Genomic DNA, 25,116 nt, shown 5'->3' on the forward strand with positions numbered 1-25,116 from the left:
CGCTAGCCGGCGCGGCGGCGGGCGCGGCGGGCTGCGAGCTCGTCGCCCGCGGCCGGCTCGTCGGGCAGCGGACCGACGGGGGTGGGGCCGGCGGCCGGCTCGGCCGGCAGGTGCGACAACGAACCCTGGATCTCCTTGAACGCTCCGCCGATGGCGATGCCGAACACGCCCTGACCGCCCTGGAGCAGGTCGACGACCTCTTCCGGCGAACGGCACTCGTAGACGGTGGTGCCGTCGGAGATCAGCGTGATGCCGGCCAGATCCTCGACCCCGCGCGAACGCAGTGCCTCGATGGCGCGGCGGATGTTCTGCAACGACACGCCGGCGTCCAGCAGACGCTTGACGACCTTGAGAACGACCAGGTCACGGAACGAATAGAGGCGCTGGGTGCCGGAACCGGACGCGTCGCGGATGCTCGGCACGACAAGTGTGGTGCGGGCCCAGTAGTCGAGCTGGCGGTAGCTGATGCCGACCGCCTGGCAAGCCGTGACCCCGCGATAGCCGACCGATCCGTCCTCGCCGACGAGTGGGCCCTCTAACGGCTGCTCGTGCACGCGACTACCTCCCCGCTGCGCGGTGCCGCTTCACCTGGACTTCACGAGCGTATATCTCAGCAGTCGCGGAAACAGTCAGGTAATGCGGCGACACGCCGCCATGGGAGGAAGTCGATCACCCGGCGCGTCCGGTCAGCCGGCGAAATCCTCCGGGCGGACCTGGTCGAGGAACTCGCGGAACTTCTCGACCTCGTCCTCCTGCTCGTCCGGGATCACGATGCCGGCCTCGGTCAGCACCTGTTCGGCACAACGGATCGGCGCCCCCACCCGCAACGCCAGGGCGATGGAATCACTCGGCCGGGCGGAAACCCGCACGTCCTCGCCGATCAGCAGGTCGGCGTAGAAGACGTTGTCCTTCAGCTCGGTGATCTCCACGGCCCGCAGCGGCGCCTTGAGAGCCCCCAGAATGTCCCGTAGGAGGTCATGGGTGAGCGGACGGGCCGGCTTCACACCCTGCTGCTCGTACGCGATGGCCGTCGCCTCCACGGCGCCGATCCAGATCGGTAGGTACCGATCACCGTCGACCTCCCGCAGCAGGACGATCGGCTGGTTGCTCGGCAACTCCACCCGAACCCCGACCACGCTCAGCTCGCGCACCGCCCGCCTCCGTGTGTCGTTGTCTGCAAAACAAACCAAAAAGCCGTCAAGTTGCACGCTACACGCCCGGGACGCGCCCGCCGGAACGGCTCAGCGGCCGAGTTCTCCGCGCAAGCCGGCCCGAACCAGTGCGGCGTGCAACTTTTGCGACAACGCCTGCAGCTCGCGGGCGGTCTCGCCGGCACGCGCCCGGGCGGCCGGGTCACTCTGCCGCACCAGCGGTGCGAGCAGCTGTGTGAACAGGCCGACCTCACGGTCCGCGGCGGCCCGGAACGCCCGCAGGTGGCGCGCTTCCAGCCCGTACCGCGTCAGCCCGACCACGGCCTCGACGATCAGCACCGCGTCGCCGTCGTACCACCCGGGTGGTTTGGCGGTGACGAGACCGATCTGCTCGAGCTCGTCGAGCAGCGCCGGGGCGACCCCAGTGCGTTCGATCACATCCTCCCGGGGGACCCGGGTGTCGGACGGATCGGACGCCTTCTCACTGCCCACCGCGACCAGCGCCGGCCGCGCGGGCGCGGGCGGTGCCTCGTCCATGCGGTCGAGTTGCTCCCGGATTACCCGCAACGGAAGGTACTGGTCGCGTTGCGCGGTCAGCACGAAGCGCAGCCGTGCCACGTCGTTCCAGGAGTATTTGCGGTACCCGGAGGCGGTGCGCTCGGGATCGACGAGCCCCTCCGCCTCCAGGAACCGCAACTTGGAGATCGTCGTGTCGGGGAACTCGGTGCGCAGGTGCGCGAGCACTTCCCCGATGCTCATCAGCGCAGCCTCGCGCTGACCCGTGGGCCGTGGCCCCGGGTCGCGTGCGGCAGCCCCTGACGAATTCACGATCAGTTACCCTCGCCCTCCGGCCGGGGGCCGGCGATGAAGACGAGGCGGAACTTACCGATCTGGACCTCGTCACCGTTGCTCAGGGTTGCCGCCTCGACGCGCTCACGATTGACGTAGGTGCCGTTGAGCGAGCCGACGTCGCGCACCGTGAAGGTGCCGGAGTCGCGGTGGAACTCGGCGTGCCGGCGCGACACGGTCACGTCATCGAGGAAGATGTCGCTGTCGGGATGCCGGCCGCTGGTGGTCACGTCGTGGTCCAGCAGGAACCGCGCTCCGGCGTTGGGGCCGCGGCGCACGACGAGCAGCGCCATACCGGGCGGGAGCGAACCGGACATCCGGCTCGGCACCACGTCGGTGTCGGGACCCTCAAGCACCTCGTCGAGCGCACCGAGGTTCAGCGTGGACGTGACGTCGAGTGGGGGGAACTCGTCGTCTGGGCGCGTCATCGGACCACCTCACGGATCAGTTGGTCGTCGCCAGGCGGCGCGAGGACTCCCCCGCCGCGGCCGTCAGGCCCGGACGCACGACAATCGGTCTTCAATTTCGTTCTGCAAAGCTGTCCAACACCACTGCACAGTTCAAAAATGCAAATGCGAGCCTAGTCAGCGCCAATATCGGCGGGCAACCGGACGCGCGGGAATTAGAGTCAGCTCTCGGTCAAAGATTGATAACCGGCGGCGTCGAGCAGCTGCCCGACCGACGCCGGGTCGTCCGGCGCGATCTCGACGAGCCAGCCGGCCGCGTAGGGCTCGGCGTTGATCAGCTCGGGCTCGTCGGCCAGCGAACCGTTCTTCGACACGATGGTGCCGGCGATCGGCGCGTAGATCTCCGAGACGCTCTTGGTCGACTCGATCTCGCCGAGCGAGTCGCCGGCCGCGACCGCCGTGCCCTCCTCGGGCAGCTGCACGAAGACGATGTCGCCCAGCGCGTCCTGCGCGAAGTGGGTGATGCCCACCCGCACGGGCCCGCTGCCGTCACCGGACACCCACTCGTGTTCCGCCGTGTACCGCAGGTCCTCAGGAATCACGCGATTCTCCCGGTTTGTCATACATTTGCCCCAAGCCTCTCACGAGGCCGGCTTGGCGTATTGCAGAGTCGTGGCCTTGCGCACCGCGGTCACCTCGACGGTGCCGCGCTGTTCCATCGTCACGCTACCGCCGCCGCTGTTCACCGACGCGACCACCCCGCCCGGGATCTGCAACGCCGTCTGCATAGTCTGCGGCTGCCCGATGACCGACAAGGTGTACGGCGCGGCGAGCTTGGCGCTGTCCGCGATGATCCCGCCCCCCTCGGCGTCCACGAAATAGCTGGACGCCACGATCCGCACGCTCAGCCCGTTCGACCCGGTCAGCTGCAACACCTCGCCGCCGGCCCCGCGCAACTCCTGCACGGCATTGAGGATCGACGACGCCTTCACCCGGTCCAGCGTGATCACCAGCCCCGGCCCGCGCCCCGGCAGCGTGCCCGCGAGCAGGCCCAGCTCATCGGCCCGCTTCTCGGCCTCGGCAAGTGCCGCCTGCCGACCCGCCACACCCGAACTCAACTGCCGCTGACTCTGCTCGAGGGCGTTGATCTGACTCTGCAGCCGGCTGTCACTGGCATCCAGATCGGACAGAATCCGCACCAGGTCCTCCTGCCGCGCACTGGCCAGTCCCTGATCCCCGTCGTTGCTGCGCAACTGCACCACGAGCGTGAACCCGAACAATGCCAACAGCAACGCGATCAGGGTGCCGGCCGAGGTGAGCCGGCGCCGGGCCGGCCCGTCCTGCTTGGGTACGGCCGGAGCACCCGCCCCCGAGCTCACCGGATCGAGTGACGCGTCGATGCCTTGGCCCGGTTCGCCGGTCCCCACCGACGCACGCTTGACCGGCTCGTCAAGCCGCGCCGTGTCCTCGTCGTCCCCCGCGCCTCGGTTCGGGGTGGTGGGACGGGGCAGCTGTTCGCCGGGCCGGGGCAGGCGCACGGTCGCGCCTTCACCCGGTGGTCCGGCGGAGGGCCGGGCGAGGGCGGCGGTCGGCTCGTCGGCGTCCGGGACGGCCGGAGGTGCCGGCGGAGTCAGGCGCGTGGTCGCCTCGCCCGGGTCGGGCCTGGTGTTCGCTGGTGAATCCGCGGGGGCGGCCGTGGTGCGGTCGGGGACGGCTTTCGCCGTACCGTCCTCGGCATTTGACGTCGGCGGAGGCCGGCGTCCCGCGGTGGGCAGATCGGGGTTCTGGTCGTCGCTCATCGTCACGCCCGGAAGAGGTGGCGGCGGATGGCCGCGACGTTGCCGAAGATGCGGACGCCGAGCACGACGACGACGCCGGTGGAGAGCTGACCGCCGACGCCGAGTTGGTCGCCGAGGTAGACGATCAGGGCGGCGACCAGGACGTTCGAGATGAAGGAGACGACGAACTGTTTGTCGTCGAAGATGCCGTCGAGTTTCGCGCGCACCCCGCCGAACACCGCGTCGAGCGCCGCGACCACGGCGATCGGCAGATAGGGCTGGAGCGCGGCGGGAACCGTGGGGTGGAACAGGATGCCCAGCGCTACGCCGGCGACCAGGGCGAGAACGGCGATCATCGGCCGCCTTCCGATGTGGACGGGCCGGCCGACACCGAGCCCGAGGAACTGGGGAAGCCCGACGGTGCGGGCGGTGGGGTGGACGGCTCGGCGACGCGCAACTTGAGCTCGGTGGCCGCGGCGAGGGTGACGTTCTTGGCTTCACGGGTGGCGAAGGACATGCCGTACTTCGTGGCGAGCTCCTGGAAGAACCGGCCCGCGTAGCCGTCCGCGAACTTCTCGGCGAGATCGTCGGGGCCGATCGCGATCACCTCGTACGGCGTGGTCACCGGCCGGAAGTCGACCAGGATCGCCTCGCCGGCCTGACGGATCGTCGACGTCGCGGTGAGCCGCTGCCCGTTGATCGTGACCGCCTCGGCGCCCTGCGACCAGAGCGCGTTGGTGGCCAGCTGGAGGTCGGTGTCCTTGACCCGGGCGGCGGTGTTGCGTTCGCCGGTGAGCGCGTTGATCGGGGTCGGGCCGTCGGCCAGGGTGACCTTGGCACCCGAACCCTTCACAGCGGCCAGCCCGGTCGCCGCCTCGAGGTCACGCAGGCGCGCCACGGTGGCTCCGCCGAGTTCCCGTTCGCGCAGGCTGTTGACCTCGTCGCTGAGCTGGTCGGCGCGGTTCTGCAGGTCGACCGTGTCGTCCCGGCGCTTCTGCACCTGGTCGATCAGGGTCGCGCGGGCCTTGGTGCGGGCCGGTTCGTCGGCGACCGTCTGCTGGTAGGCGACGACGAGCAGGAAACCGAGAACGACCAGGGTCACCGCCAGGCTGCCGCCGCTCAGCCACTTGCGGGCGCCGGTCGGCTCGCCCTCGACCGCCTTGCGGGCGGCGGCGTCGGCATATCCGGGGTCCAGCGGGTTGCGGAACAGTTCGGTGAGGAAGTCGGCGGGATAGACGCGCTTCGGCTCGGTCCCACTCATCCGGCCGCCGCCGCGGCTCTGGATGCTCGCAGGAGCTGCGCGGTCTGCGCGAGATAGAGGGCGGCGGCCGCCCAGTAGAGGCCGAGCGCCCACCAGGCCAGGCCCCAGCCGGCCGGGGCCAGCCACGACGAGACGGAGTCGACCGCCTGCGCCAGCAGGATCACCGGGAACGCGGCGAGCAGCACGAACGTGCCAGTCTTGCCGACGTAATGCACCGGTGGTGGCCCGTAACCGTTGCGGCGCAACACCAGCAGGGCGATGCCGAGCACCACCTCGCGGGCCAGCAGGGCGCCGGTCAGCCAGTAGGGCACGACGCCCCGGATGGTGAAGCCGATGAGCGTGGCCAGGATGTAGAGCCGGTCGGCGAACGGGTCGAGCAGTTCACCGAGGCGGCTCACCGAGTTCATCCGGCGGGCCACGAAGCCGTCCACCCAGTCGGTGGTGCCACCGACCGCCAGGACGATCACGGCGGCGACGTCGTGTTTCGGCCCGAGCAGCAGGTAGAGGAACAGCGGCACGCCCAGCAGCCGGATGAAGCTGATGACGTTGGGGATCGTCCAGATCCGGTTGGAGGCGGCGATGGACGGCGCAGGGTGCTGCGACATCGCGACTTCCTCTCCCCCTCCGGAGACGGCACGGCCAGACTCCGGGCAAGTCTGCCCCCGACCGGTCGGCACCGGTCACTCGCCGAGCCACTATAACCAGCCCCGAGCCCGCTGCCCGTCACCCGTCGCGTGCCGCACAGCGTGTCCGCCGTCCTAGGATCCTAGCTGTCAGCCTCTTCCCCGCCGCGCCCGCACGTAGTCGTCGACGACATAGCGGCCCAACTCGTCGGCATCCGGGCTGAACACCCGGCCGCCGTTGCGCTCGGCCACCTTCCCGACGAACGCCTGCAGACCCGGGTCCTCGCCCAGCATGAAGAAGTTGAGCGTCGCCCCGAACCGGGTCAGGTGGTCGACCTCGTGCACGGTCGCCCGCACGGTCGCGGGCGTCGGCGGCCACCAGAAGTAGGACTCACCGTCCTCGAGATGAGCGGTCGGCTCGCCGTCGGTCACGATCATCACGACCGGCTCGGAACCCGGGTGGCGGCGCAGGTGGCGGCCGGCCAGGTTGAGCGCGTGCTGCAGGTTGGTGCCCTTCTCGGCGGTCGGGTCGATCGCCGCCAACTGCCCCTGGGACAGCACCGACGCGTATTTCCCGAAGCCGATGATCTGCAGCGAATCCTGCGGGAACTGGGTCTCGACCAGGTGTGACAGCGCGAGGGCGGTCTGCTTCATCGGACCCCAGCGACCGTCCGCGTACATCGAGTAGGACAGGTCGACACACAGCGCGACCGCCGCCGACGCCCGGCGCTCGGTCTCGGCCACCTCGAAGTCCTCCGGGCGCAACCGCACCGGAAGGGTCGCCACGCCGCTGCGCCGGATCGCGTTGCCGATCGTGCGGACCACGTCGAGCGGCTGCTCGTCGCCGTACTCCCAGCGCCGCGACGAACCGATCAGGTCGCCCGCCGCACCGGCGTCGCGCAGGTCGTGCTGACCCTGCCGCTTGCCCTTGAGCTGGTCGAACACCTGGGCCAAGGCGGTGCGGCCGAGCCGGCGCAGCGCCTTCGGCGACAACGTCAGGCCTTCCGCGTCACGCTGCACCCACCCCTGCCGGGCCAGCTCACGTTCAAGATCACGCAGGCGGCGCACGTCGTCGGCCGAGCCCCGGCCCAGCTGCCGCTCCACCATCTCGACGTCGATGTCGTCGAGGGTCGCGCCCGGATGCTCCTGGCCCAGCTGGTCGAGCAGTTCGTCGAGCTCGCCGATCTCACCCAGGGCCGCCGCCGCGTCGCCGTAGCCGAGGTCGTCGGGCCCGCGCATCCGCTGCTCGCCACGTCCCCAGTTGAGCTGCGGACGCAGGGCACGCAGGTTGTCGGTGAGCTCGCCGAGCTGCCCGCGCAGCGGACCGTCCCCCAGGGCCTGGTCCATCAGCCGGGACAGCTCCTCCTGCTGTTGCGCCGACAGGGAGCGCATCAGGCGCTCGGACGCGGCCGCCCGCCGGGCCAGCGAGTCGATCAGCTCCTCGATGTTCGCCGGGTTCTCCGGGAAGAACTGGCCGTGCTTGTCCATGAACTGCCGGAAAGCGTCGTCGGTGTCCTCACCCCGCGCGTGTCGCTGGAGGAGATCGTTGAGGTCGCCCACCATCTCCGACACGCCGTCGAAGTCGCCGTTCTCCAGCGCCTGCTTCATGCCGGCGAAACGCTGCTCGACGACCTCCCGCTTGAGCCCGTCGAGAATCTGCTGGTAGAGCCCGCGCGCCTCGTCGGAGGTCCAGTTGTATTCGGACAATTCCTCGACGGCCCTCGCCGTGGACCTGGGCAGGTTGTCCAGGACGGCCTCGGCGAACCGGGAGTCGTCGTCATCGCCGGCGCGCAGAGCATCACGCTCGGTCGCCAACGCCTGGTCGAGCAACTGCTGGGCGCGGGTGACCGCCCCGTCGAGGTTGCCCCGCCGCAGCGCGTCCCGCCGCATGCGCCGGGCCCGGTCCCGCAACTCGTCGAGCCCGCGACCCTGCCGCGGCCCACGCCGCAGCAGGTCACGAAGCACGTCCCGCAGGCTGTCGCCGGCCAGCACCCGCTCGCCGACCTCGTCGACCGCGGCCCGCACGTCGTAGGGCGGCGCGAGCGGGTCCGGCCCGTCGCGCCACGCACCGTAACGAAATCTGTTTCCGGCCACGTCTGGTCAGCTCCCGTAGAGAGTGCGTCCGTCGTCGGTGAGCTCCTTGGCGAGCCGCCGAGTGAGATGCAGGCCCTCGAGCACGAACTCGATGCCCGAGGCCGCCTCGCCGGGCGTCGGCCCGTCACCCAGACCCAGCCGGTCGAGCGCCTTGGCCAGGCCCGGGACCGACCCGATCTGAGCGAGCAGCTCCTCCGCCGGCACCAGGTCGCCGGTCTCGATGATCGCCCCCTCGGCGACCAGCGCGGTGAACCCGGACAGGTCGACCCCACCGAGCCGGTCGCGGAACGTCTCGGCCGTGGCGACCCGCAGCAGGTGGGCGAGCACCTCGGTCTCGCGCCCCTCCTCACCGCTCTCGAACTCGACCTTGCCCCGCAGCGTGGACGTGACCGACACCGTGTCGCAGATGCGGGCCACCGCCTCCTTCTCGTTGCGCAGGCCATAACGCCGCAGAGCGGACGCCGACACCGTCTCGGCGGCCGCGATCGCGAACCGGGCCGAGATGCCCGACCGGGCGTCGACCGCGGGCGACTCACGGACCGCCCGCGTGTAACGCGCCAGCACGTCGAGCAGATGCTCGGGCACGACCGCGACCAGGGCGGCCTCCTGCCGGATCAGTTCGGTCTCCAGGGCCAGCTCGATCGGGTAGTGGGTGCGGATCTCGGCCCCGAACCGGTCCTTGAGCGGCGTGATGATGCGGCCGCGGTTGGTGTAGTCCTCCGGGTTGGCCGACGCCACGAGCAGCAGGTCGAGCGGCAGACGCAGCTGATAGCCACGGACCTGGATGTCCCGCTCCTCCAGCACGTTGAGCAGCGACACCTGGATGCGCTCGGCGAGGTCGGGCAACTCGTTGACCGCGAAGATGCCCCGGTTGGTGCGCGGCACGAGACCGAAGTGGATCGTCTCCGGGTCGCCCAGCGCCCGCCCCTCGGCCACCTTTATCGGGTCGACGTCACCGATCAGGTCACCGACGCTGGTGTCGGGCGTCGCCAGCTTCTCCCCATAACGCTCCGACCGGTGCAGCCACGCCACCGGCAGCAGATCACCGGTCTCGGCGGCAAGCCGCCGCGACCCCGGCGTGATCGGCGCATAGGGGTGCTCGTGCAGCTCCGACCCGGCGATGAACGGAGTCCACTCGTCGAGCAGGTCGACCAGGCCACGGATGAGCCGGGTCTTGCCCTGCCCCCGCTCGCCCAGCAGCACCATGTCGTGCCCGGCGAGCAACGCCCGCTCCACCTCCGGAAGCACGGTGTCGTCATAGCCCACGATGCCCGGGAACCGCGGCGCCCCCGCCCGCAGCCGCTCCAGCAGGTTTTCCCGCAGCTCCTCTTTGACCGTCCGGAACTCGTGCCCCGACGCCCGCAACTCCCCCACCGTGCGGGGAAGGTCAGCGGGGGCCACGGGCAGGAAAGCAGCAGCTTCTGTCACCGCACGAACGCTACTCCGCCCCTCCGACAGAAAAATGAGATCAACGCAGCACCCGGCGCGGGAATAACCGCCAACCCCAAGATCTTCTTCCGGTACGCGGGCCGCCTGTCTTTATTGGACTCGCCCGCACCCGGCCGTGGCCCCCGTCCGCCACTTGGTTTCTGCCAGTCCTGCGGGCCAGTCAGCCAGTCAGCCTTCCCGGGCGCCTCCCGCCTTTGCGTAGCCAGACCGCGCTACCCCTTTACACAGGCCGGTTCAGCGTCACGCCCGAGCGAGTCTTCCCCAGCGACCACCCGCCCGCCCCCTCGCCGCCGCCCCAAGCCACGGGCCGCCCCAAGGCCGGCCAAGATCCGCCCAACCTCAGGGAAGATGTCGCCTCCGAAGACGACGAGGCCTCATCTTCACCGAAAAGGTGCCTCGGATGACCAAGAGATCGGTCGCCAGGCCCTGGATCGCCCAGTTGACCGGCCGCCGCGTCGGGTCGCGAGTCGGGCCACCCAGCCACCGAGTCACCGAGCAAGATCCGTGCAACTTCTCTGAAAGAGGAGCCTCTGAGCGGCCGGGAGACCCCGTCTTCACGGAAAATGGGGTCTCCGAGGACCTCAAGATCAGATCGCCGAACCGCGGATCGCCGGGCCCCGGATCGTGAACGCCCGGGGTCGACCGGCTGCCGGACCGACGATCGCCGTGCCAGCGGGTTCCCCCGTCGCCGGGTCGGGCGGCCGGGGCGCCGGGCGGCCAGGTAGGGCCGGGGCGGGTGCGGCCGGGGCGGGTGCGGCCGGGGCGGGTGCGGCCGGGCCGCGTGAGAACGGCGAGCCGTCCGACATGTGCGGCAAAAGGGACCACGCGCGGCCGGCCGGACGGGTTGAAGCGGTTCGGGCGGAGGGGGAGGCTGTGACGCGCGGCAATGGCGCTGGCTTCGCCGGGGTGGGGGCGGCAGGCTGGCGGGATGGCGGAGATTCAGCGGTACGCGGCGTTCACCGAGGATCCCCAGGGTGGCAACCCGGCGGGGGTGGTGCTGGACGCGGCGGGGCTCAGTGCCGAGCGGATGCTTGCCGTGGCGGCGGAGGTGGGCTATTCGGAGACGGCGTTCCGGGTGTCGGTGGACGGTGGGCGGCATCGGGTTCGGTACTTCGCGCCGCTGGCTGAGGTGCCGTTCTGCGGGCACGCGACGGTGGCTACGGCGGTGGCATTGGGACCGGGTGAGCATATTTTCGTCACCGACGCCGGGGAGGTGCCGGTGCGTGTGGACGAGGCGGGCCGGGCCACCTTGACGAGTGTGGTGCCGACGGTGGGCGAGCTGTCCGCGGCGGATCTGCAAGCGCTGCTGGCGGCGTTGCGGTGGAATGCGTCGGATCTCGACGGGGCACTGCCACCGAAGGTCGCGTACGCCGGGGCGTACCACCCGATTGTGGCCGTCGGGACCCGGCGGCGCCTCGCTGAGCTGGACTATGACGTGCCGGCGTTGAAGGCCCTGATGCAAGCGCGCGGGTGGACCACGGTGCAACTGGTGTTCCGGGCGGCCGAGGACACGTTCGATGTGCGGGACCCGTTTCCGGTGGGTGGCGTCTACGAGGATCCGGCTACGGGGGCGGCGGCCGCCGCGTTCGGGGCCTACCTGCGGGAGCTGCGGATCGTGCCGGCGGACGCCACGCTGCTGCTGCGGCAGGGGGACGACATGGGCCGGCCGAGCCGCATCACGGTGGAGCTGCGCCGGGACGAGCCGGGTGTGCGGGTGAGCGGTAACGCCGTGCCGATCACAGATCTCTGACCGGAGCGGCGGGGCGGGACCGGGGCGAGTCGCTCGAGCCGAGGGAGGCTCGAGCGACTCGCGGCGGGTCCGGGCGAACTGAGCGGGCGAACTGAGCGGGCAAGCTGAGCGGGCAAGCTAGGCGGGCAAGCTAGGCGGGCAAGCTAGGCGGGCAAGCTAGGCGGGCAAGGACCACTTCTGGTTGGTGGCGGCGGTGCAGTCCCAGATCTGCAGGCGGGTGCCGTCGGCGGAGCTGGGTCCGGTGGCGTCCAGGCACTTGCCGAGCGAGCGCAGTGTGCCGTCGGCGTTCGGGGTCCACTGCTGCGCGGCGGTGCCGTTGCAGTCGTACAGCTGGATCTGGGTGCCGTTGGCGGAGCTTGCCGCCGCGACGTCGAGGCACTTGCCGAGCGCCCGGACGGTGCCGTCGGTGCCGACCGTCCACGCCTGGGCGCCGGTGGAGTTGCAGGTGTAGAGCTGGACCGCGGCACCGTTCGCCGACGAGGCACCGGCGACGTCGACGCACTTGCCGCCGTAACCGGTTATCTGCCCGGTGCGGGCCGGCCCGGCGCCGGCATCTCCGGCCCCGGCCCAGACGTAGGTCCCGGTGGTCTTGGCCGGCAACGTCGCGGTGAACTGGCGCGCTCCGGCCCGTACGGTAAATGTCTGGTTCGCCGAGGTCTGGTTGACCACCACGGTGACCAGGGAGTTGTCGGGGTTGACGAAGGCGACGTCGGTGACCGCGCCGGTCGAGCCGTAACCGCTGGCCACCCGCTTCGCGCCGGCTTTCACGAACTTCGAGAACTGGGCGACCATGTTGTAGTCGGGCAGCTTCCAGAACGTGTCCGGGTTCGACGTGCTCTGCACCATCATGGTCGGGTCGGGCGAACCCGACCAGCGCTCCGGCGACCGGTTCTGATCCAGCATGGACACCCAGCCCTCGTAGAGGGTGGCCTGGTTGCGGAAGTACTGCACGATCCGGTCGGCACCCGCGGTCCCCCACACCGAGCGCTCGGTCATCAGGACGTCCTTCTCCGGGTACGTGGCCTTGACCGTCGCCATCACCGACGGGTCACCGGCGTAGTCGTGGAACGCGATCCCGTCGACCGACGAGCGCGCGTCCGCGGTCAGCACGCCCGCCGCGTAGGCGGCGCCTTCGGCGAAGTTGTGGTCGAACGCCCAGATCTTGGTGGTCGGCAGTTCCGCGCGCACCGCCTTGGCCAGCTGACGCTCCTGGTCGGCGGAGACGAGCATGCCGGGATAGTCGGCGGGCGAGAACAACGGCTCGTTCTGGAGCGTAAGAGCGAAGATCGGGATACCCAGCGCCGCGTACGCCCGGACCGCCTTGCCGTAGTACGCGGCCAGGTTCGGGATGTACTGGCTGAGCAGACTCCCGCCGATGATGTTGTTGCTGGTCTTCATCCACGGCGGGGCGCTCCACGCACTGGCGAAGATCTTCAGGTTCGGGTTGATCGCCAGCGCCTGCTGCAGCGTCGAGATGATGTGGTGATCGATGTCCCGCTGGATGGAGAAGCGCGCCAGCGTCGGGTCGGCCGCCCCGTCGTCGTAGGTGTAGAAGTCGTGCGACGTGAAGTCGCTGGTGCCGAGCGTGATCCGGGCGACGTTGAAGCCCGCCCCGTTCACCGGGTCGACGAGCGCCCGCAGCGCGGCGTCCCGTCCCGCCGCACTCATCCGCGACAGGTTGTAGATCGTCGACTCCTCCAGCGAGGAGCCCACCCCGAGCACCGTCTGGTACTGCTGGGTGGTGTCGACCGTGATGGTGGCGGTTCCGCCGGCGGCCGCGGTGGCGAGGTCGGCCTGCTTGCTCAGCTGGTACGGGGTGCCGGCCAGGCCGGCCGCCGGGTTGGTGTACCAGTTGCCGTTCTTGGGCTCGTAGCCGGCGGTGCGTGACTCGGAACTGAGATGGACCTGCACGGCACCGGCCGGCGCGGCTTGGACGGAGCTTGCGGGGATACCGAGTCCGACGACGGCGAGGCCGGCGACGGCAGCTGCCGCGATGCGAGAGCGGGGGGACATCAGCGGTGCTCACCTCCCATAAATTATAAGTTGAACTAACAGTCCCGAAATACTCCCGTCCCGATAGAGGTCAGTCAATGACCTGCCGGTTCCGGAACCCGGGACGGCCGCGCCGGGCGGGCCGCCTAGGATTTGCGGGATATGAGCGCCACATTGATCGGCCGGGACCTAGCCGCGGGGCACGGCGACCGCGTTCTCTTCTCGGGGCTCGACCTCGTCGTCGCACCCGGGGACGTGATCGGCCTCGTCGGGGTCAACGGAGCGGGCAAGACGACCCTTCTGCGGACGCTGGCGGGGCTCGTACCCCTGGAGAGCGGAACCGTCTCGCTCAGCCCGCCCACCGCGAACGTCGGATATCTGCCGCAGGAGCGGGAACGGCGCGCCGGCGAGAGTGTGCGCGACTTCCTCGCTCGCCGCACCGGGGTGGGACCGGCACAGGCGGCCATGGACCTGGCGGCGGAACGGCTCGGCGAGGGCGCCGACGGGGCGGACGACGAATATGCCGTGGCCCTCGAACGGTGGCTCGACCTCGGCGGGGCCGACCTGGAGGAGCGGGCCGCGCAGGTGGCGGCCGAGCTCGGGCTCACGGTGGCGCTTGATCATCCGATGACGGCGCTGTCCGGGGGCCAGGCGGCTCGGGCGGGCATGGCGTCGCTGCTGCTCAGCCGGTTCGACGTGGTTCTGCTCGACGAGCCGACGAACGACCTCGACCTGGCCGGGCTGGCGCGGCTGGAGGAGTTCGTGCGCGGCCTGCGGGCCGGGACCGTGGTGGTCAGCCACGATCGGGAGTTCCTCACCCGTACGGTCAGCAAGGTCCTTGAATTGGATCTCGCGCAGCAGCGGGTGAATCTTTACGGCGGCGGCTATGCCGCCTACCTCGAGGAGCGGGAGCGGGCGCGCCGGCATGCTCGCGAGGAGTACGAGGAGTACGCCGACAAGAAGGACGACCTGCTCGAACGTGCTCGCATGCAGCGCGCCTGGATGGACAAGGGCGTGCGGAACGCGCGCCGGAAGGCGCCGGACAACGACAAGATCGCCAAGCACGCCCGTGGCGAGACCAGCGAGAAGCAGGCGGCCAAGGCTCGGCAGACCGAGAAGATGATCGAGCGGCTCGACGCCGTCGAGGAGCCCCGCAAGGAGTGGGAGCTGCGGATGTCGATCGCCGTGGCGCCCCGGGCCGGGGCCGTGGTGGCGACCATGCGGGACGCGGTCGTGCGGCGCGGGGACTTCACGCTGGGACCGGTCACGCTGCAGATCGACTGGGCCGACCGGGTCGCGATCACCGGCGCCAACGGGTCGGGCAAATCGACGCTGCTGGCGGCTCTGCTCAACCGCCTGCCGCTCGACGAGGGTTCGGCCGGCCTCGGGCCCGGTGTGGTGGTCGGCGAGATCGACCAGGCACGCGGACTGTTCCTGGGGCCGCAGCCGCTAGTGGCCGCGTTCGGGGCCGAGGTGCCGACCTGGGCCGACGCCGACGTGCGGACCCTGCTGGCCAAGTTCGGCCTCCGGTCCGGGCACGTGCCGCGCCCGGCCGCCACCCTGTCGCCCGGTGAACGCACCCGGGCGGCGCTGGCCCTGCTTCAGGCGCGCGGGGTCAACCTGCTGGTCCTCGACGAGCCGACGAACCACCTGGACCTGGTCGCGATCGAGCAGCTCGAGTCGGCGCTGGCCGGCTACACCGGCACGCTGCTGCTGGTCACCCACGACCGGCGGATGCTGGAGGCGATCGAGACCAACCGCCACCTCGAGGTCGACGGCGGGAAGGTGTCGGGCTGATGCACGTCGACCACGCTCGCGCCCGGGACGCGTTCCTCGGACAGCTCGACGCGTTCGTGGCCGCCGTCGAACCACTCAGCGATCGGCAGCTGCTCGAGTCCAGCCGCTGCCTCGGCTGGACGCTCGGCAACGTGGTCGTCCACGTGCACCTCGGGCTGCAGGAGATGCTCCTCGGCCTGGTCGGCAGCACCGATGCCGAGCCCGACTCGGATGCGGCCGCCTATTGGCGGGCACCGGCGCCGGGCGAGGGCGATTGGCTCGACGGGACGCGGTTCGTGCAGCTGCTGGGCGCGTCCTACCGGCGGCCCAGCGGCGCGATCCGGCACCTGGCACCGACCGTCGACGGGGTGCGTGCGGCGACCGCGGCCCTGGCGCCCGGTGCCGTGCGGTTCCAGGGTCAGGTGCTGCCGACCGGCGATTTCCTGGCGACCTGGGCCGTCGAGCTGGCCGTCCACCACCTCGACCTTCGCCGGCCCGGCGCGGCGCCGGACGCGCTGCGGCTCACCCGGCAGACCGTCGAGGCGCTGACGGGCAGCGCTTTTCCAGTCTCGTGGACGGATGAGACGGTGGCGCTGCTCGGCACCGGGCGGGTGCGGCCGACGGAGGACCAGGCACGGTTCGCCCGCGAACTGCCCGTCCTGGGCTAGCCGGCCGCAGGCCGACCGCGGCTCCAGTCCGGTTTGCCGCCGGCCGCGTTCGAGGTCACGTCGGGCCCGATGAGCAGGAAGTGGGCCTCGTCGCCGTCGACCCGGGGGCAGTGCTCGACCCCGCGCGGGATGACCAGCAGGTCGCCGGGCAGCAGCGGCACGTCGCCGTCGCGCAGTTGGATCGTCATCCGCCCGGCCAGCAGCAGGAAGGTCTCGTCCTGGTCGTCGTGCGAGTGCCAGGTCGTCGACCGGGTCCCCTTCGCCACCTTGAGCAGATTGCCGTTGGCGGTGGCGAGCACCCGCTGGGACCAGAACTCGGTGAGGCCGGCCGCTTCGTCGGCGACCGCGAATTTCGTGAGCATGCACCGATCCTGACCGGCGTGGCCGGCCCGGCGGCAGTGGTAGGAATGACCGATGCCGCAAGGATCCTCACACCGGGTCGTCCTCGTCGTCGACGAACAGTCCAACCCGTTCGAGGTCGGCTGCGCGTGCGAGATCTTCGGCGGCCCGTTGCGGCCGGAGATCGGCTTCCCGCTGTACGACCTCCGGGTGGCCGCCCCGCGCCGGTCGACACCCATGCGCGACGCCCTGTTCAGCGTCGGCGCGGTCGGACGGCTCGACGAGATCGACCGGGCCGACACCGTGATCGTGCCCAACCGGCCGTACGTCGAGACGCCGACCCGCCCGCAGTTGCTCACCGCCCTGCGCCGCGCCCACCGGCGCGGAGCTCGCCTGGTCGGGCTGTGCACAGGCGCGTTCACCCTGGCCGAGGCCGGTCTGCTCGACGGCCGCCGGGCAACGGTCCACTGGGACCTCGCCGCGGAGTTCCGACAGCGGTTCCCGGCGGTGACGCTGGAGCCCGACGTCCTGTTCGTCGACGACGGTGACGTGCTGACGTCGGCCGGCAGTGCCGCCGCGCTCGACCTCGGGCTGCACATCGTCCGGCGCGATCACGGCGCTGAGGTCGCCAACCACGTCAGCCGCCGCCTCGTCTTCGCCGCCTACCGCGACGGCGGCCAGCGCCAGTTCGTGGAACGCCCGATGCCACCGGCCGTCGACCACTCCCTCGCGCCCGCGCTGGCCTGGGCCCAGGAGCGCCTGGACGAGCCGATCACCGTCGCCGACCTGGCCCGACGCGCCGGGCTGAGCGCGGGCAGCCTGCACCGCCGATTCCGGGCCGAGCTCGGCATCACCCCGTTGGCCTGGCTCACCGCCGAGCGGGTCACCCTGGCCTGCCGCCTGATCGAACAGGACGCGCACGGGCTCGAATCGGTGGCGCGGCGCGCCGGGCTCGGCACCGGCGCGAACATGCGCTCCCTGTTCAAGCGCCACCTCGGCGTGAGCCCGGCGGACTACCGTCGGCGCTTCATCGTTCCGCAGGTGGCGGGGCGAGCCGGAACTCGCGCGGTGACCGGCCGGTCTCCCGTTTGAACGCCGTGCTGAGCGCGCTCTGCGAGCCGTAGCCGACGGCGTGCGCGATGGCCGCCAGCCCGTCGCCGCGGCGGAGGCGGTCGGCGGCCAGTTCGATGCGCCAGCCGGTCAGATAGTCGAGCGGCCCCTGACCGACCGCCTGTTTGAAACGGGCGGCCAGGGTCGAGCGCGACACGGTGGAGACCGCGGCCAGGTCGGCCACCGTCCAGGCGCGGGCCGGATCGGCGTGCAGGGCGCGCAGCGCGGGAGCCACCACCGGGTCGGCCAGGCCGCCGAGCCATCCCGGGCCGGCCGGCGGGGTGGTGGCCAGGTGCAGGCGCAGGATGTGGATCAGCATGACCAGCGCCAGGTGCTCGGCCACCAGGCGGGCGGCCACCGGGCGGTCACGCAGCTCGGCGTCGATCTGGGACAGGGCCCAGCGCAGGGTGGCGGCCGCCTCGGTGCCGCCGGGCACGTGCAGCACCGGCGGCAGGGCGTCGAGCAGCAGCTCCCGGGCCCGGGCACCGAAGTCGAACCGGCCGCCGAGCAGGAACACGTCGTCGCCGCTGCCGGTGCGGGCGATCCCGCCGGTGGCGGCGGCGAACACCGGGCCGGCCGGGCGGCGGGCCACGTCGAGCCCGCTGGCCAGCACGAACCGCTGCGGCCGGGTGAGCAGGAAGCAGTCGCCCTCGGCCAGTGGCCAGACGACGTCGTCGACGATCAGGAGGCAACTTCCGCGGCGTACGGCGTTGAACTTCACGGCCGCCGGCGGGTCGAAGTCGAGGGCCCACTCCCCACCCGCGACCAGTCCGACGGAAAGACGACTGGTCGTGCCGACGAGGGCGAGCACGTCTTCGAGGGGATCAGCGGGTTGGACGCTCACGAAACTATCTTGGATGGCCAACTATTCCACGTCCAGCTCGACGGGCGGAAGCTGAGTACATGACACGAGTAACCACCCCGTACACCGTTGGCACCACCGCCGCCGAGGTCCTGGCCGGCGTCGACCTGACCGGGAAGCGTTTCCTGATCACCGGCGGCGGTTCGGGACTCGGCGCGGCGACCGCCCGGGCGTTGCGGGACGCGGGCGCCGAGGTCGCCGCCACCACCCGGGCCGATCTCGACCTCGCCGACCTCGGCAGCGTCGAACGGTTCACCGACACGTGGGACGGCCCGCTGCAAGGCATCGTGGCGAACGCCGGGATCATGGCACTGCCGGCGTTGACCCGGGCCGCCAACGGCTGGGAGCTGCAGCTGGCGACCAACTTCCTCGGCCACTTCGCGCTGATCACCAGGCTGCGCCGGCACCTGACCGAAGGGGCCCGGATCGTCGTGGTGAGCTCCGGGGCGCAGGCGCCGATCGACTTCGCCGACCCGCACTTCGAGCGGCGCGCCTACGACCCGTGGGCCGCCTACGGCCAGTCGAAGACCGCCGGCGTGCTGCTCGCGGTCGCGCTCGCCGAGCGCTGGCAGGCCGCCGGGATCACCGCGAACGCGCTGGCCCCGGGCCGCATCCACACCGCGCTGCAGCGGCACCTCGACGACACCACGATGCGGTCGATGGGCGCCATGGCCGAGGACGGCACGCTGCTGCACCCGGACAACTTCAAGACCCTGGAGCAGGGCGCCGCGACCGAGGTGCTGCTCGCCGCGTCACCGCTGCTGGCCGGCGTGACCGGGCGCTTCTTCGACGAGGACAACCAGGAACGGGCGGTGGTCGACGGCGATTCGGCCGACCGGCTGTGGGACCTCGCCACTCAGGCGGTCAGCGGGGCGCTCGGGGCCCCCTCGTTGCCGGACCGGTCGAGCCCGGTCAGGCAGTAGACGGACCGGGCCGCCGCCGGTTTCGGGTCGACCACCGGTGTGCCGCTGCGCCCGGTCGCGACCAGCGCCGCGGCCCCGCCGGAGACCCGGTAGAGCGCCCAGCTCGTAGCGCCCGGCGCCGCCGCCGTGAACTCCAGGGCCGGTCCCGCCCTCTGCGCCGCCGACAGGGACGGCGCGGCCGGTGGGGCCGCCGGCAGCTGGGTCATCACGGCGGGCAGGGCCGGCGCCGAGTAGTGGTTCTTGGCGTAGCGGGAGACCGAGCCGAGCCGGTCGGTCCGCACCGACTTGGCGCTGAAGTGCACCTCGCCCTGCACGCCGGCCTTCTTGTCGAGGTCGAGGTGCCGGTCGATCTCGGCCGGGTTGCTCCAGGCGCCCTTCTCCCCCACCCGGTAGTCGCCCTGCCCGATCCACAGCTGCACCTTCGTGCCCTTGACCAGGTCGGTCCACCACGGCAGCAGCTTGGCGTAGTCGGCCTTGGCGAAGCCGATGTTCCAGTAGAGCTGCGGAACGATGTAGTCGAGCCAGCCGGCACGCACCCACTTGCGGGTGTCGGCGTAGATCGCGTCGTACGCCTCGAGGCCGTGCGAATCCGAACCGGCCGGGTCGGTCTCCGCGTTGCGCCAGATGCCGAACGGGCTGATCCCGAACTTCACCCACGGCTTGAGCTGTTTGATCCGCTCGTTCATCTCGCGGACCAGGGTGTCCACGTTGGTGCGCCGCCAGTCGCCGCGCGACATCCCGTTGCCGTACCTGGCGTAGCTGGCGCCGTCCGGGAAGTCCTCGCCCGCCTGCGGATAGGGGTAGAAGAAGTCGTCGAAGTGCACGCCGTCGAGGTCGTACTTCTTGACCGCCTCCAGCATCGACTCCTCGACGAACCGGCGGGCCGCCGGGATGCCGGGATCGAAGTACAGCCGGGCCTGGCTGCCCTTCGGGTAGGCGATCGCCCATTCGCGATGGGTGATCAGCGGGTGGTTGCGGGCGAGCTTGGTGAAGTCGGCGCCGGGTCCGTCGGGGCCCGGCTGCGTCCCCCGGTACGGGTTGAACCAGGCGTGGAACTCCAGGTTCCGGGCGTGCGCCCGCTCGACCATGTACGCCATCGGGTCCCAGCCCGGGGAGCTGTTGTCCCGGCGGCCGGTGAGCCACTCCGTCCACGGCGCGAACTCGGACGGCCAGACGGCGTCGCCGCTCGGCCGCACGTGCACGAAGATCGCGTTGTGGTTCTGCGCCACGGCCAGGTCGAGCCACCTGTCGTACTCCGCCTTGACCTGCGCCTGGGACAGACCGGGCCGGCTCGGGAAGTCGATGTTCATGACCGTGGTGAGCCAGAAGCCGCGGGTCTGCCTGGTCGCCGTCATCGGCACGCCACCGCATTTCCCGGCGACAGTCGCAACCTCGGGGGCCGCCGGAGCGGCGGGCTGGAGCGGGTCGGCCAGCACGGCGGCCGGCTGATAGACCGCCGCTCGCAGCAGACCGAGGCCTAACACACCCAGCGCGACGAGCAGTGAAGCGAGGGTGATGATCAGCCGGACGGGTGGACGGCGCCGGTGGAGCATGCCGAACAGTCTGCCTTGCCCGCACGGGAGCGCCACCCGCCGTAGAGTCTCGGAGTGACTGTCGTCGTTGTAGGAGCGGGTATAGCGGGGCTGTCATGCGCCCGTGAGCTGGTAAACGCGGGCGTTCCGGCCAAGGTGGTGGAACAAACGGACAAAGTTGGCGGACGTCTGGCCAGTGAGCAGATCGACGGTCGCTGGGTCGACACCGGGGCCGCCTACCTGACCGCCGACGACCCCGGGTTCCTCGGCCGCCTGCAGACCTGGCGCATCGACGGCCTCGCCCACCCGTGGACCGACACGTTGCGTGGTCAGCAGGGATCGGGGCCGATGCGCTGGGCGGCGCCGGACGGCCTCAACAGCCTCGCCAAGGACCTCGCGCGCGGACTCGACGTCACCCTTGGCGTCCGGATCACCGAACTGCCGGACGCCGAGGCGGTGGTGCTTGCCATGCCCGGCCCGCAGGCCCGCCGGATCTTCGCCGATGTGGCGGAACAGTCCTGGTCACCGGTGCTGACGGCGATCTTGACGTACGCCCGGAGGTCGTGGCCCGACTTCGCCGGCGCGTTCGTCAACGACCATCCGGTGCTCGCCACCGTCTTCGACGACGGCGACCGGCGTGGGGACGGCGCCCCGGTGCTGGTGGCGCACTCGACGGCGGGGTACGCGAAGGAGCACTCCGGTGGCGAGAAGCTGGCCGAGGCGGTCGGCGACCATCTCGGCCTCAGCGAGACGCCGCGGATCGTCACCCGCTACTGGCCGCACGCCCAGCCGCGGCCCGGACGCGACGAGTTCGCCCGGTACGGCAACGTCTATGTGTGCGGCGACGCGTTCGGCCGGCCCCGCGTGCAGACGGCCTGGCTGAGCGGCCGGGCGACGGCTCGCGCCATCCTCCGGCAGCTCGGCCGGGATCAGAGCACCGAGCGGTAGACCTCGAGCGTGTCCTGCGCGATCCGGGACCAGCTAAACTTCTCGACGGCGCGGCGGCGGCCCGCCTTGCCCATGGTGGCGGCCCGCTGCGGATCCCGGATCAGCGTGGTCATCGCCGCGGTCAGGTCGGCCACGAACTTGTCCGGCGACACCGGCGTGCCCGTACCGTCGGAAAGCTGCTCGATCGGCACCAGCAGGCCCGTCTCGCCGTCCGCGACCACCTCGGGGATTCCGCCCGTCGCGGTGGCGACGACGGCGGTCTCGCAGGCCATCGCCTCCAGGTTGACGATGCCCATCGGCTCGTAGATGGAGGGGCAGACGAACACGGTCGCGTGCGTGAGGACCTGGACGACTTCCTGTTTGGGCAGCATTTCCTGGACCCAGATGACGCCGTTCTCGTCGCGCGCGCGGCGCAGATCGTCGGCCAGGCCCTGGACCTCGGCGGCGATCTCCTTGGTGTCGGGCGCGCCCGCGAGCAGCACGATCTGCGTCTCGGGCGGCAGGTCGTGGCAGGCCCGCATGAGGTAGGGCAGGCCCTTCTGCCGGGTGATCCGACCGACGAAGACGACGCTGGGCCGGTTGAGGTCGATGCCGAGCCGCTCGATCACGTCGGTGCCGTGGTTCGGGGTGTACTGCTCGGTGTCGATGCCGTTGTAGACCACGCGTACCTTGTCCGGATCGACCGAGGGGTACGCGGTGAGCACGTCGCGCCGCATGCCGCCGGACACCGCGATGATCGCGTCGGCGTTCTCGATGGCGACGCGCTCGCAGAAGGACGACAGCGCATAACCGCCGCCGAGCTGCTCGGCCTTCCACGGGCGCAGCGGCTCGAGGCTGTGCGTGGTCACCACGTGGGGAACGCCGTGCAAAAGCTTGGCGGTGTGGCCGGCGAAGTTCGCGTACCAGGTGTGGCTGTGCACGATGTCGGTGCCCTCGCAGCCGGCCGCGATCTCGAGGTCGACCCCCATCGTGCGCAGCGCCGCGTTGGCCCCGGCCAGCTCGGCGGGCTCCGGGTAGGCCGTCACGCCGGGCTCGGTGCGGGGCGCCCCGAAGCAGTGGACGCGCACGTCGGCGAGGTCGCGCAGGTCGCGGGAGAGGTATTCCAGGTGCACGCCGGCACCGCCGTAGACCTCGGGCGGGTATTCCCGGGTGATGAGGTCGACGCGCAGCGATGTTGTCACGTAGCGGAGCCTAGTGCCTCCCACCGGAAGCGGCGCGGCGGCTCGCAAGATCCGGTAGCCTGACCCTCGCCGATTTTGCCTTCTTCGACCGGCTCCGAATTTCGAACGGCTCGGAATCTCGAACGGCTCCGAATCTCGGCTGGCATTAGTGCTGGCGGAAAGTTAGCGTCCTTCCATGGCTGTCAAGGTGCTTGCAATCGTTCTGGCCGGTGGTGAAGGTAAGCGCCTCATGCCCCTGACGGCGGACCGGGCCAAGCCCGGCGTGCCCTTCGGTGGCATCTACCGCATGATCGACTTCGTCCTGTCGAATCTGGCGAACGGTGGCTACCTCAAGATCGTCGTTCTGACCCAGTACAAATCGCACTCGCTCGACCGGCACATCACCAAGACGTGGCGGATGTCGACGCTGCTCGGCAACTACGTCACCCCGGTGCCGGCCCAGCAGCGTCTCGGGCCGCGCTGGTTCGCCGGGTCGGCCGACGCGATCTACCAGAGCCTCAACCTGATCAACGACGAGTCACCCGACTACGTCATCGTCTTCGGCGCCGACCACATCTACCGCATGGACCCGAAGCAGATGGTCGAGGACCACATCGCCTCGGGCGCCGCGGTGACCGTGGCCGGCATCCGCCAGCCCCGCTCCGAGGCCTGGCAGTTCGGTGTCATCGACGTCGACGCGGACGGCCGGCGGATCAAGGCGTTCCGGGAGAAACCGCGGGACGCCGAGGGCCTGCCCGACTCCCCCGACGAGGTGTACGCCTCGATGGGAAACTACGTCTTCACGACCCGCGCCCTGTGCGAGGCGGTCACCCGGGACGCGCAGAACCCCGACAGCAAACACGACATGGGCGGGAACATCATCCCGATGCTCGTGGAGCGGGGCGAGGCGAACGTCTACGACTTCCGCGACAACTCGGTGCCGGGCAGCACCGACCGCGACCGCGGCTACTGGCGCGACGTGGGCACGCTCGACTCGTTCTACGAGGCCCACATGGACCTCATCGCCACGCTGCCGATCTTCAACCTCTACAACCACGAGTGGCCGATCTTCACCAACTACGGCTCCTGGCCGCCGGCGAAATTCGTGCACGGCTACGACGACCGGCAGGGCCGCGCCATCGAGTCGATGATCTCGCCCGGTGTGGTGGTGTCCGGCTCCCTGGTGGAGCGCTCGGTCATCTCCCCCAACGTGCGGATCAACTCCTGGGCGCACGTCGAGGGCTCGGTGCTGATGGAGGGCGTGTCGGTGGGCCGCCGCGCGATCGTGCGCAACGCCATCATCGACAAGAACGTGGTGATCCCGGAGGGCGCCCAGATCGGCGTCGACCTCGATCGCGACCGCAAGCTCTACACGGTCTCCGACAACGGCATCGTGGTCATCGGCAAGGGCCAGCGGATCGAGCTCTAACGCCGGTCCCGCAACGTCTGCGAGGGGGACACACCGAACCTCTCGCGGTAGGCGCCGGCGAAGCGGCCCAGGTGGGTGAAGCCCCAGCGGTAGGCCACTTCGCTGACGTTCACCTGCCATGGGTCGGAGCGGGACAGCTCGGCGTGCACGCCGTCGAGGCGTAATCGCTTGAGGTACGTCAGTGGGGACATCCCGACGTGCTGCCGGAACGACTCCTGCAGCACGCGGATGCCCACCCCGCCGACCGATGCCAGCTCGGCCGCCGTGAACTGGTGCCACGGCTCGGCGTGCATGGCATCCAGCGCTCGTTTCACCGTCCGCGGGCGGCGCGGGCCCTGCAGACCGGCGGGCTCGTCCACGCCGTACGGGTGCTCGACCGTCAGCGCGAGACCGCTGACCACCATGTCGCGCCAGCGCGACGCCATCCGCGGCTGGCGGATCAGACCGTTCTCGGCGCACAGTTCGGCGTGCAGCAGCCGCACCAGGGCCGCCCACGTGCGGCCGGGGCCGTCGACCAGGTCGAAGCTCTCGCCCAGCAGCAGCGGGGACACGAAGCGCTGGTCGAGGGCCGCGTCGAGTTCGCGTTCGAGGGCCGCCCGCTCCACCTTGACGCTGAGCAGCCGGCAGTCGCCGGGCCAGTAGAGGTCGATGTCCCCGACCGGGCGGAACACCGCCGCCCGGGTCGAGTCGGCCAGCACGGTGGCGCCGCGGTGCCGGGACCGCAGCGTGCCGGTCAGCGGGGCCAGCACGTGATAGGCGGTCTCGAGATCGCCGATGTTGACGTGCATGTCGGCGCCGTAGCTGATCTCGCCGACGGTGACCGGACCGAGCATCACCACGTCGCCGGAAAAGGCGAACCCGCTGAGGTCACCGATCGGGGTGACCTGCAGCGGGCCGTAGAACATCTGGCGGCAGAACGCCTTGGCCTCGGCCACGTCGCGGGTGTGAAGCGCGATGTGGACCGGTGTGTCGAGAGGCGTGGCCGGGCCGACCATGCCGTCCACCCTAGACCTCG

The 25,116-nt window shown here is 70.8% G+C and carries 24 protein-coding genes; 7 read left to right on the top strand and 17 right to left on the bottom strand.

The genetic code is table 11. From position 1 onward, the window contains the following. Positions 1-2 precede the first annotated feature (2 nt). The 11 genes from Afe05nite_RS31445 to Afe05nite_RS31495 all read right to left on the bottom strand — a co-directional run bounded on the left by Afe05nite_RS31445 (position 3) and on the right by Afe05nite_RS31495 (position 9,591). Positions 3-554: a MerR family transcriptional regulator gene (locus Afe05nite_RS31445; RefSeq protein ID WP_203820891.1), complete on the bottom strand. Its 552-nt coding sequence runs from the start codon at positions 552-554 to the stop codon at positions 3-5. Positions 555-686: 132 nt separating this feature from the next. Further along, positions 687-1,151 (bottom strand): bifunctional nuclease family protein, encoded by a 465-nt coding sequence (locus Afe05nite_RS31450; RefSeq protein WP_203820892.1) that lies wholly within the window; start codon positions 1,149-1,151, stop codon positions 687-689. 90 nt (positions 1,152-1,241) lie between these two features. Then, a complete protein-coding gene (ftsR, locus tag Afe05nite_RS31455; RefSeq protein WP_203820893.1) occupies positions 1,242-1,910 on the bottom strand; it encodes a transcriptional regulator FtsR in 669 nt (222 codons plus the stop codon). A 71-nt stretch (positions 1,911-1,981) separates the two neighbouring features. Then, a complete protein-coding gene (gene odhI, locus Afe05nite_RS31460; protein WP_203820894.1) occupies positions 1,982-2,428 on the bottom strand; it encodes an oxoglutarate dehydrogenase inhibitor Odhl in 447 nt (148 codons plus the stop codon). Between the two features lie 200 nt (positions 2,429-2,628). Beyond that, positions 2,629-3,009 carry a glycine cleavage system protein GcvH gene (gene gcvH / locus Afe05nite_RS31465; protein WP_203820895.1) on the bottom strand — a complete coding sequence of 127 codons (381 nt, stop codon included), beginning with the start codon at positions 3,007-3,009 and terminating at the stop codon, positions 2,629-2,631. Positions 3,010-3,048: 39 nt separating this feature from the next. Further along, positions 3,049-4,206 (bottom strand): DUF881 domain-containing protein, encoded by a 1,158-nt coding sequence (locus Afe05nite_RS44130; RefSeq protein ID WP_239118323.1) that lies wholly within the window; start codon positions 4,204-4,206, stop codon positions 3,049-3,051. Positions 4,207-4,208: 2 nt separating this feature from the next. Next, on the bottom strand, positions 4,209-4,541 hold the full coding sequence (locus tag Afe05nite_RS31475) for a small basic family protein (protein ID WP_203820896.1): 333 nt from the start codon (positions 4,539-4,541) through the stop codon (positions 4,209-4,211). Further along, positions 4,538-5,446 carry a DUF881 domain-containing protein gene (locus tag Afe05nite_RS31480; RefSeq protein WP_203820897.1) on the bottom strand — a complete coding sequence of 303 codons (909 nt, stop codon included), beginning with the start codon at positions 5,444-5,446 and terminating at the stop codon, positions 4,538-4,540. The genes Afe05nite_RS31475 and Afe05nite_RS31480 overlap by 4 nt, the downstream gene beginning before the upstream one ends. Then, entirely contained in the window at positions 5,443-6,051 is a 609-nt protein-coding gene (gene clsA, locus Afe05nite_RS31485; RefSeq protein WP_203820898.1) for a cardiolipin synthase ClsA, read from the bottom strand. The genes Afe05nite_RS31480 and clsA overlap by 4 nt, the downstream gene beginning before the upstream one ends. Positions 6,052-6,219: 168 nt before the next feature. Then, positions 6,220-8,163 carry a VWA domain-containing protein gene (locus Afe05nite_RS31490; protein ID WP_203820899.1) on the bottom strand — a complete coding sequence of 648 codons (1,944 nt, stop codon included), beginning with the start codon at positions 8,161-8,163 and terminating at the stop codon, positions 6,220-6,222. Positions 8,164-8,169: 6 nt separating this feature from the next. Then, positions 8,170-9,591 carry a sigma 54-interacting transcriptional regulator gene (locus Afe05nite_RS31495; RefSeq protein WP_203820900.1) on the bottom strand — a complete coding sequence of 474 codons (1,422 nt, stop codon included), beginning with the start codon at positions 9,589-9,591 and terminating at the stop codon, positions 8,170-8,172. Between the two features lie 949 nt (positions 9,592-10,540). On the opposite strand from Afe05nite_RS31495, the gene Afe05nite_RS31500 reads away from it, so the two are divergent. After that, entirely contained in the window at positions 10,541-11,362 is an 822-nt protein-coding gene (locus tag Afe05nite_RS31500; RefSeq protein ID WP_203820901.1) for a PhzF family phenazine biosynthesis protein, read from the top strand. Between the two features lie 156 nt (positions 11,363-11,518). On the opposite strand, the gene Afe05nite_RS31505 is transcribed toward Afe05nite_RS31500, so the two are convergent. After that, positions 11,519-13,375, bottom strand: coding sequence for a ricin-type beta-trefoil lectin domain protein (locus Afe05nite_RS31505; RefSeq protein WP_203820902.1), 1,857 nt, complete (start codon positions 13,373-13,375; stop codon positions 11,519-11,521). A gap of 141 nt (positions 13,376-13,516) precedes the next feature. On the opposite strand from Afe05nite_RS31505, the gene Afe05nite_RS31510 reads away from it, so the two are divergent. Then, complete coding sequence (locus Afe05nite_RS31510; RefSeq protein ID WP_203820903.1) at positions 13,517-15,151, top strand: ABC-F family ATP-binding cassette domain-containing protein; 1,635 nt, start codon at positions 13,517-13,519, stop codon at positions 15,149-15,151. Then, positions 15,151-15,798, top strand: coding sequence for a maleylpyruvate isomerase N-terminal domain-containing protein (locus Afe05nite_RS31515; protein WP_203820904.1), 648 nt, complete (start codon positions 15,151-15,153; stop codon positions 15,796-15,798). The genes Afe05nite_RS31510 and Afe05nite_RS31515 overlap by 1 nt, the downstream gene beginning before the upstream one ends. Here the strand turns inward: Afe05nite_RS31515 and Afe05nite_RS31520 are convergent. Beyond that, complete coding sequence (locus tag Afe05nite_RS31520) at positions 15,795-16,160, bottom strand: cupin domain-containing protein (protein ID WP_203820905.1); 366 nt, start codon at positions 16,158-16,160, stop codon at positions 15,795-15,797. The genes Afe05nite_RS31515 and Afe05nite_RS31520 overlap by 4 nt on opposite strands. A 52-nt stretch (positions 16,161-16,212) precedes the next feature. On the opposite strand from Afe05nite_RS31520, the gene Afe05nite_RS31525 reads away from it, so the two are divergent. Next, positions 16,213-17,229 (top strand): GlxA family transcriptional regulator, encoded by a 1,017-nt coding sequence (locus Afe05nite_RS31525; RefSeq protein WP_203820906.1) that lies wholly within the window; start codon positions 16,213-16,215, stop codon positions 17,227-17,229. Here Afe05nite_RS31525 and Afe05nite_RS31530 read toward each other — a convergent pair. Then, positions 17,165-18,091, bottom strand: coding sequence for an AraC family transcriptional regulator (locus tag Afe05nite_RS31530; RefSeq protein ID WP_203820907.1), 927 nt, complete (start codon positions 18,089-18,091; stop codon positions 17,165-17,167). The two genes, Afe05nite_RS31525 and Afe05nite_RS31530, sit on opposite strands and share 65 nt — an antisense overlap. 59 nt (positions 18,092-18,150) lie before the next feature. Between Afe05nite_RS31530 and Afe05nite_RS31535 the strand changes: the two genes are divergently transcribed. Continuing rightward, positions 18,151-19,032 (top strand): SDR family NAD(P)-dependent oxidoreductase, encoded by an 882-nt coding sequence (locus Afe05nite_RS31535; protein WP_203820908.1) that lies wholly within the window; start codon positions 18,151-18,153, stop codon positions 19,030-19,032. Here Afe05nite_RS31535 and Afe05nite_RS31540 read toward each other — a convergent pair. Beyond that, positions 18,966-20,585, bottom strand: a complete 1,620-nt coding sequence (locus tag Afe05nite_RS31540) for a glycoside hydrolase family 10-like protein (protein ID WP_203820909.1) — start codon at positions 20,583-20,585, stop codon at positions 18,966-18,968. The two genes, Afe05nite_RS31535 and Afe05nite_RS31540, sit on opposite strands and share 67 nt — an antisense overlap. A gap of 54 nt (positions 20,586-20,639) precedes the next feature. On the opposite strand from Afe05nite_RS31540, the gene Afe05nite_RS31545 reads away from it, so the two are divergent. Next, positions 20,640-21,512 (top strand): NAD(P)/FAD-dependent oxidoreductase, encoded by an 873-nt coding sequence (locus Afe05nite_RS31545; RefSeq protein ID WP_203820910.1) that lies wholly within the window; start codon positions 20,640-20,642, stop codon positions 21,510-21,512. Here the strand turns inward: Afe05nite_RS31545 and glgA are convergent. Next, positions 21,494-22,693, bottom strand: a complete 1,200-nt coding sequence (gene glgA / locus Afe05nite_RS31550) for a glycogen synthase (RefSeq protein ID WP_239118324.1) — start codon at positions 22,691-22,693, stop codon at positions 21,494-21,496. The two genes, Afe05nite_RS31545 and glgA, sit on opposite strands and share 19 nt — an antisense overlap. Positions 22,694-22,868: 175 nt before the next feature. On the opposite strand from glgA, the gene glgC reads away from it, so the two are divergent. After that, entirely contained in the window at positions 22,869-24,101 is a 1,233-nt protein-coding gene (gene glgC, locus Afe05nite_RS31555; RefSeq protein ID WP_203820911.1) for a glucose-1-phosphate adenylyltransferase, read from the top strand. Here glgC and Afe05nite_RS31560 read toward each other — a convergent pair. Continuing rightward, a complete protein-coding gene (locus Afe05nite_RS31560) occupies positions 24,098-25,096 on the bottom strand; it encodes an AraC family transcriptional regulator (RefSeq protein WP_203820912.1) in 999 nt (332 codons plus the stop codon). The two genes, glgC and Afe05nite_RS31560, sit on opposite strands and share 4 nt — an antisense overlap. Between the last annotated feature and the right edge of the window lie 20 nt (positions 25,097-25,116).

The organism is Paractinoplanes ferrugineus, assembly GCF_016862195.1.
In the GTDB taxonomy this organism is placed as follows: domain Bacteria; phylum Actinomycetota; class Actinomycetes; order Mycobacteriales; family Micromonosporaceae; genus Actinoplanes; species Actinoplanes ferrugineus.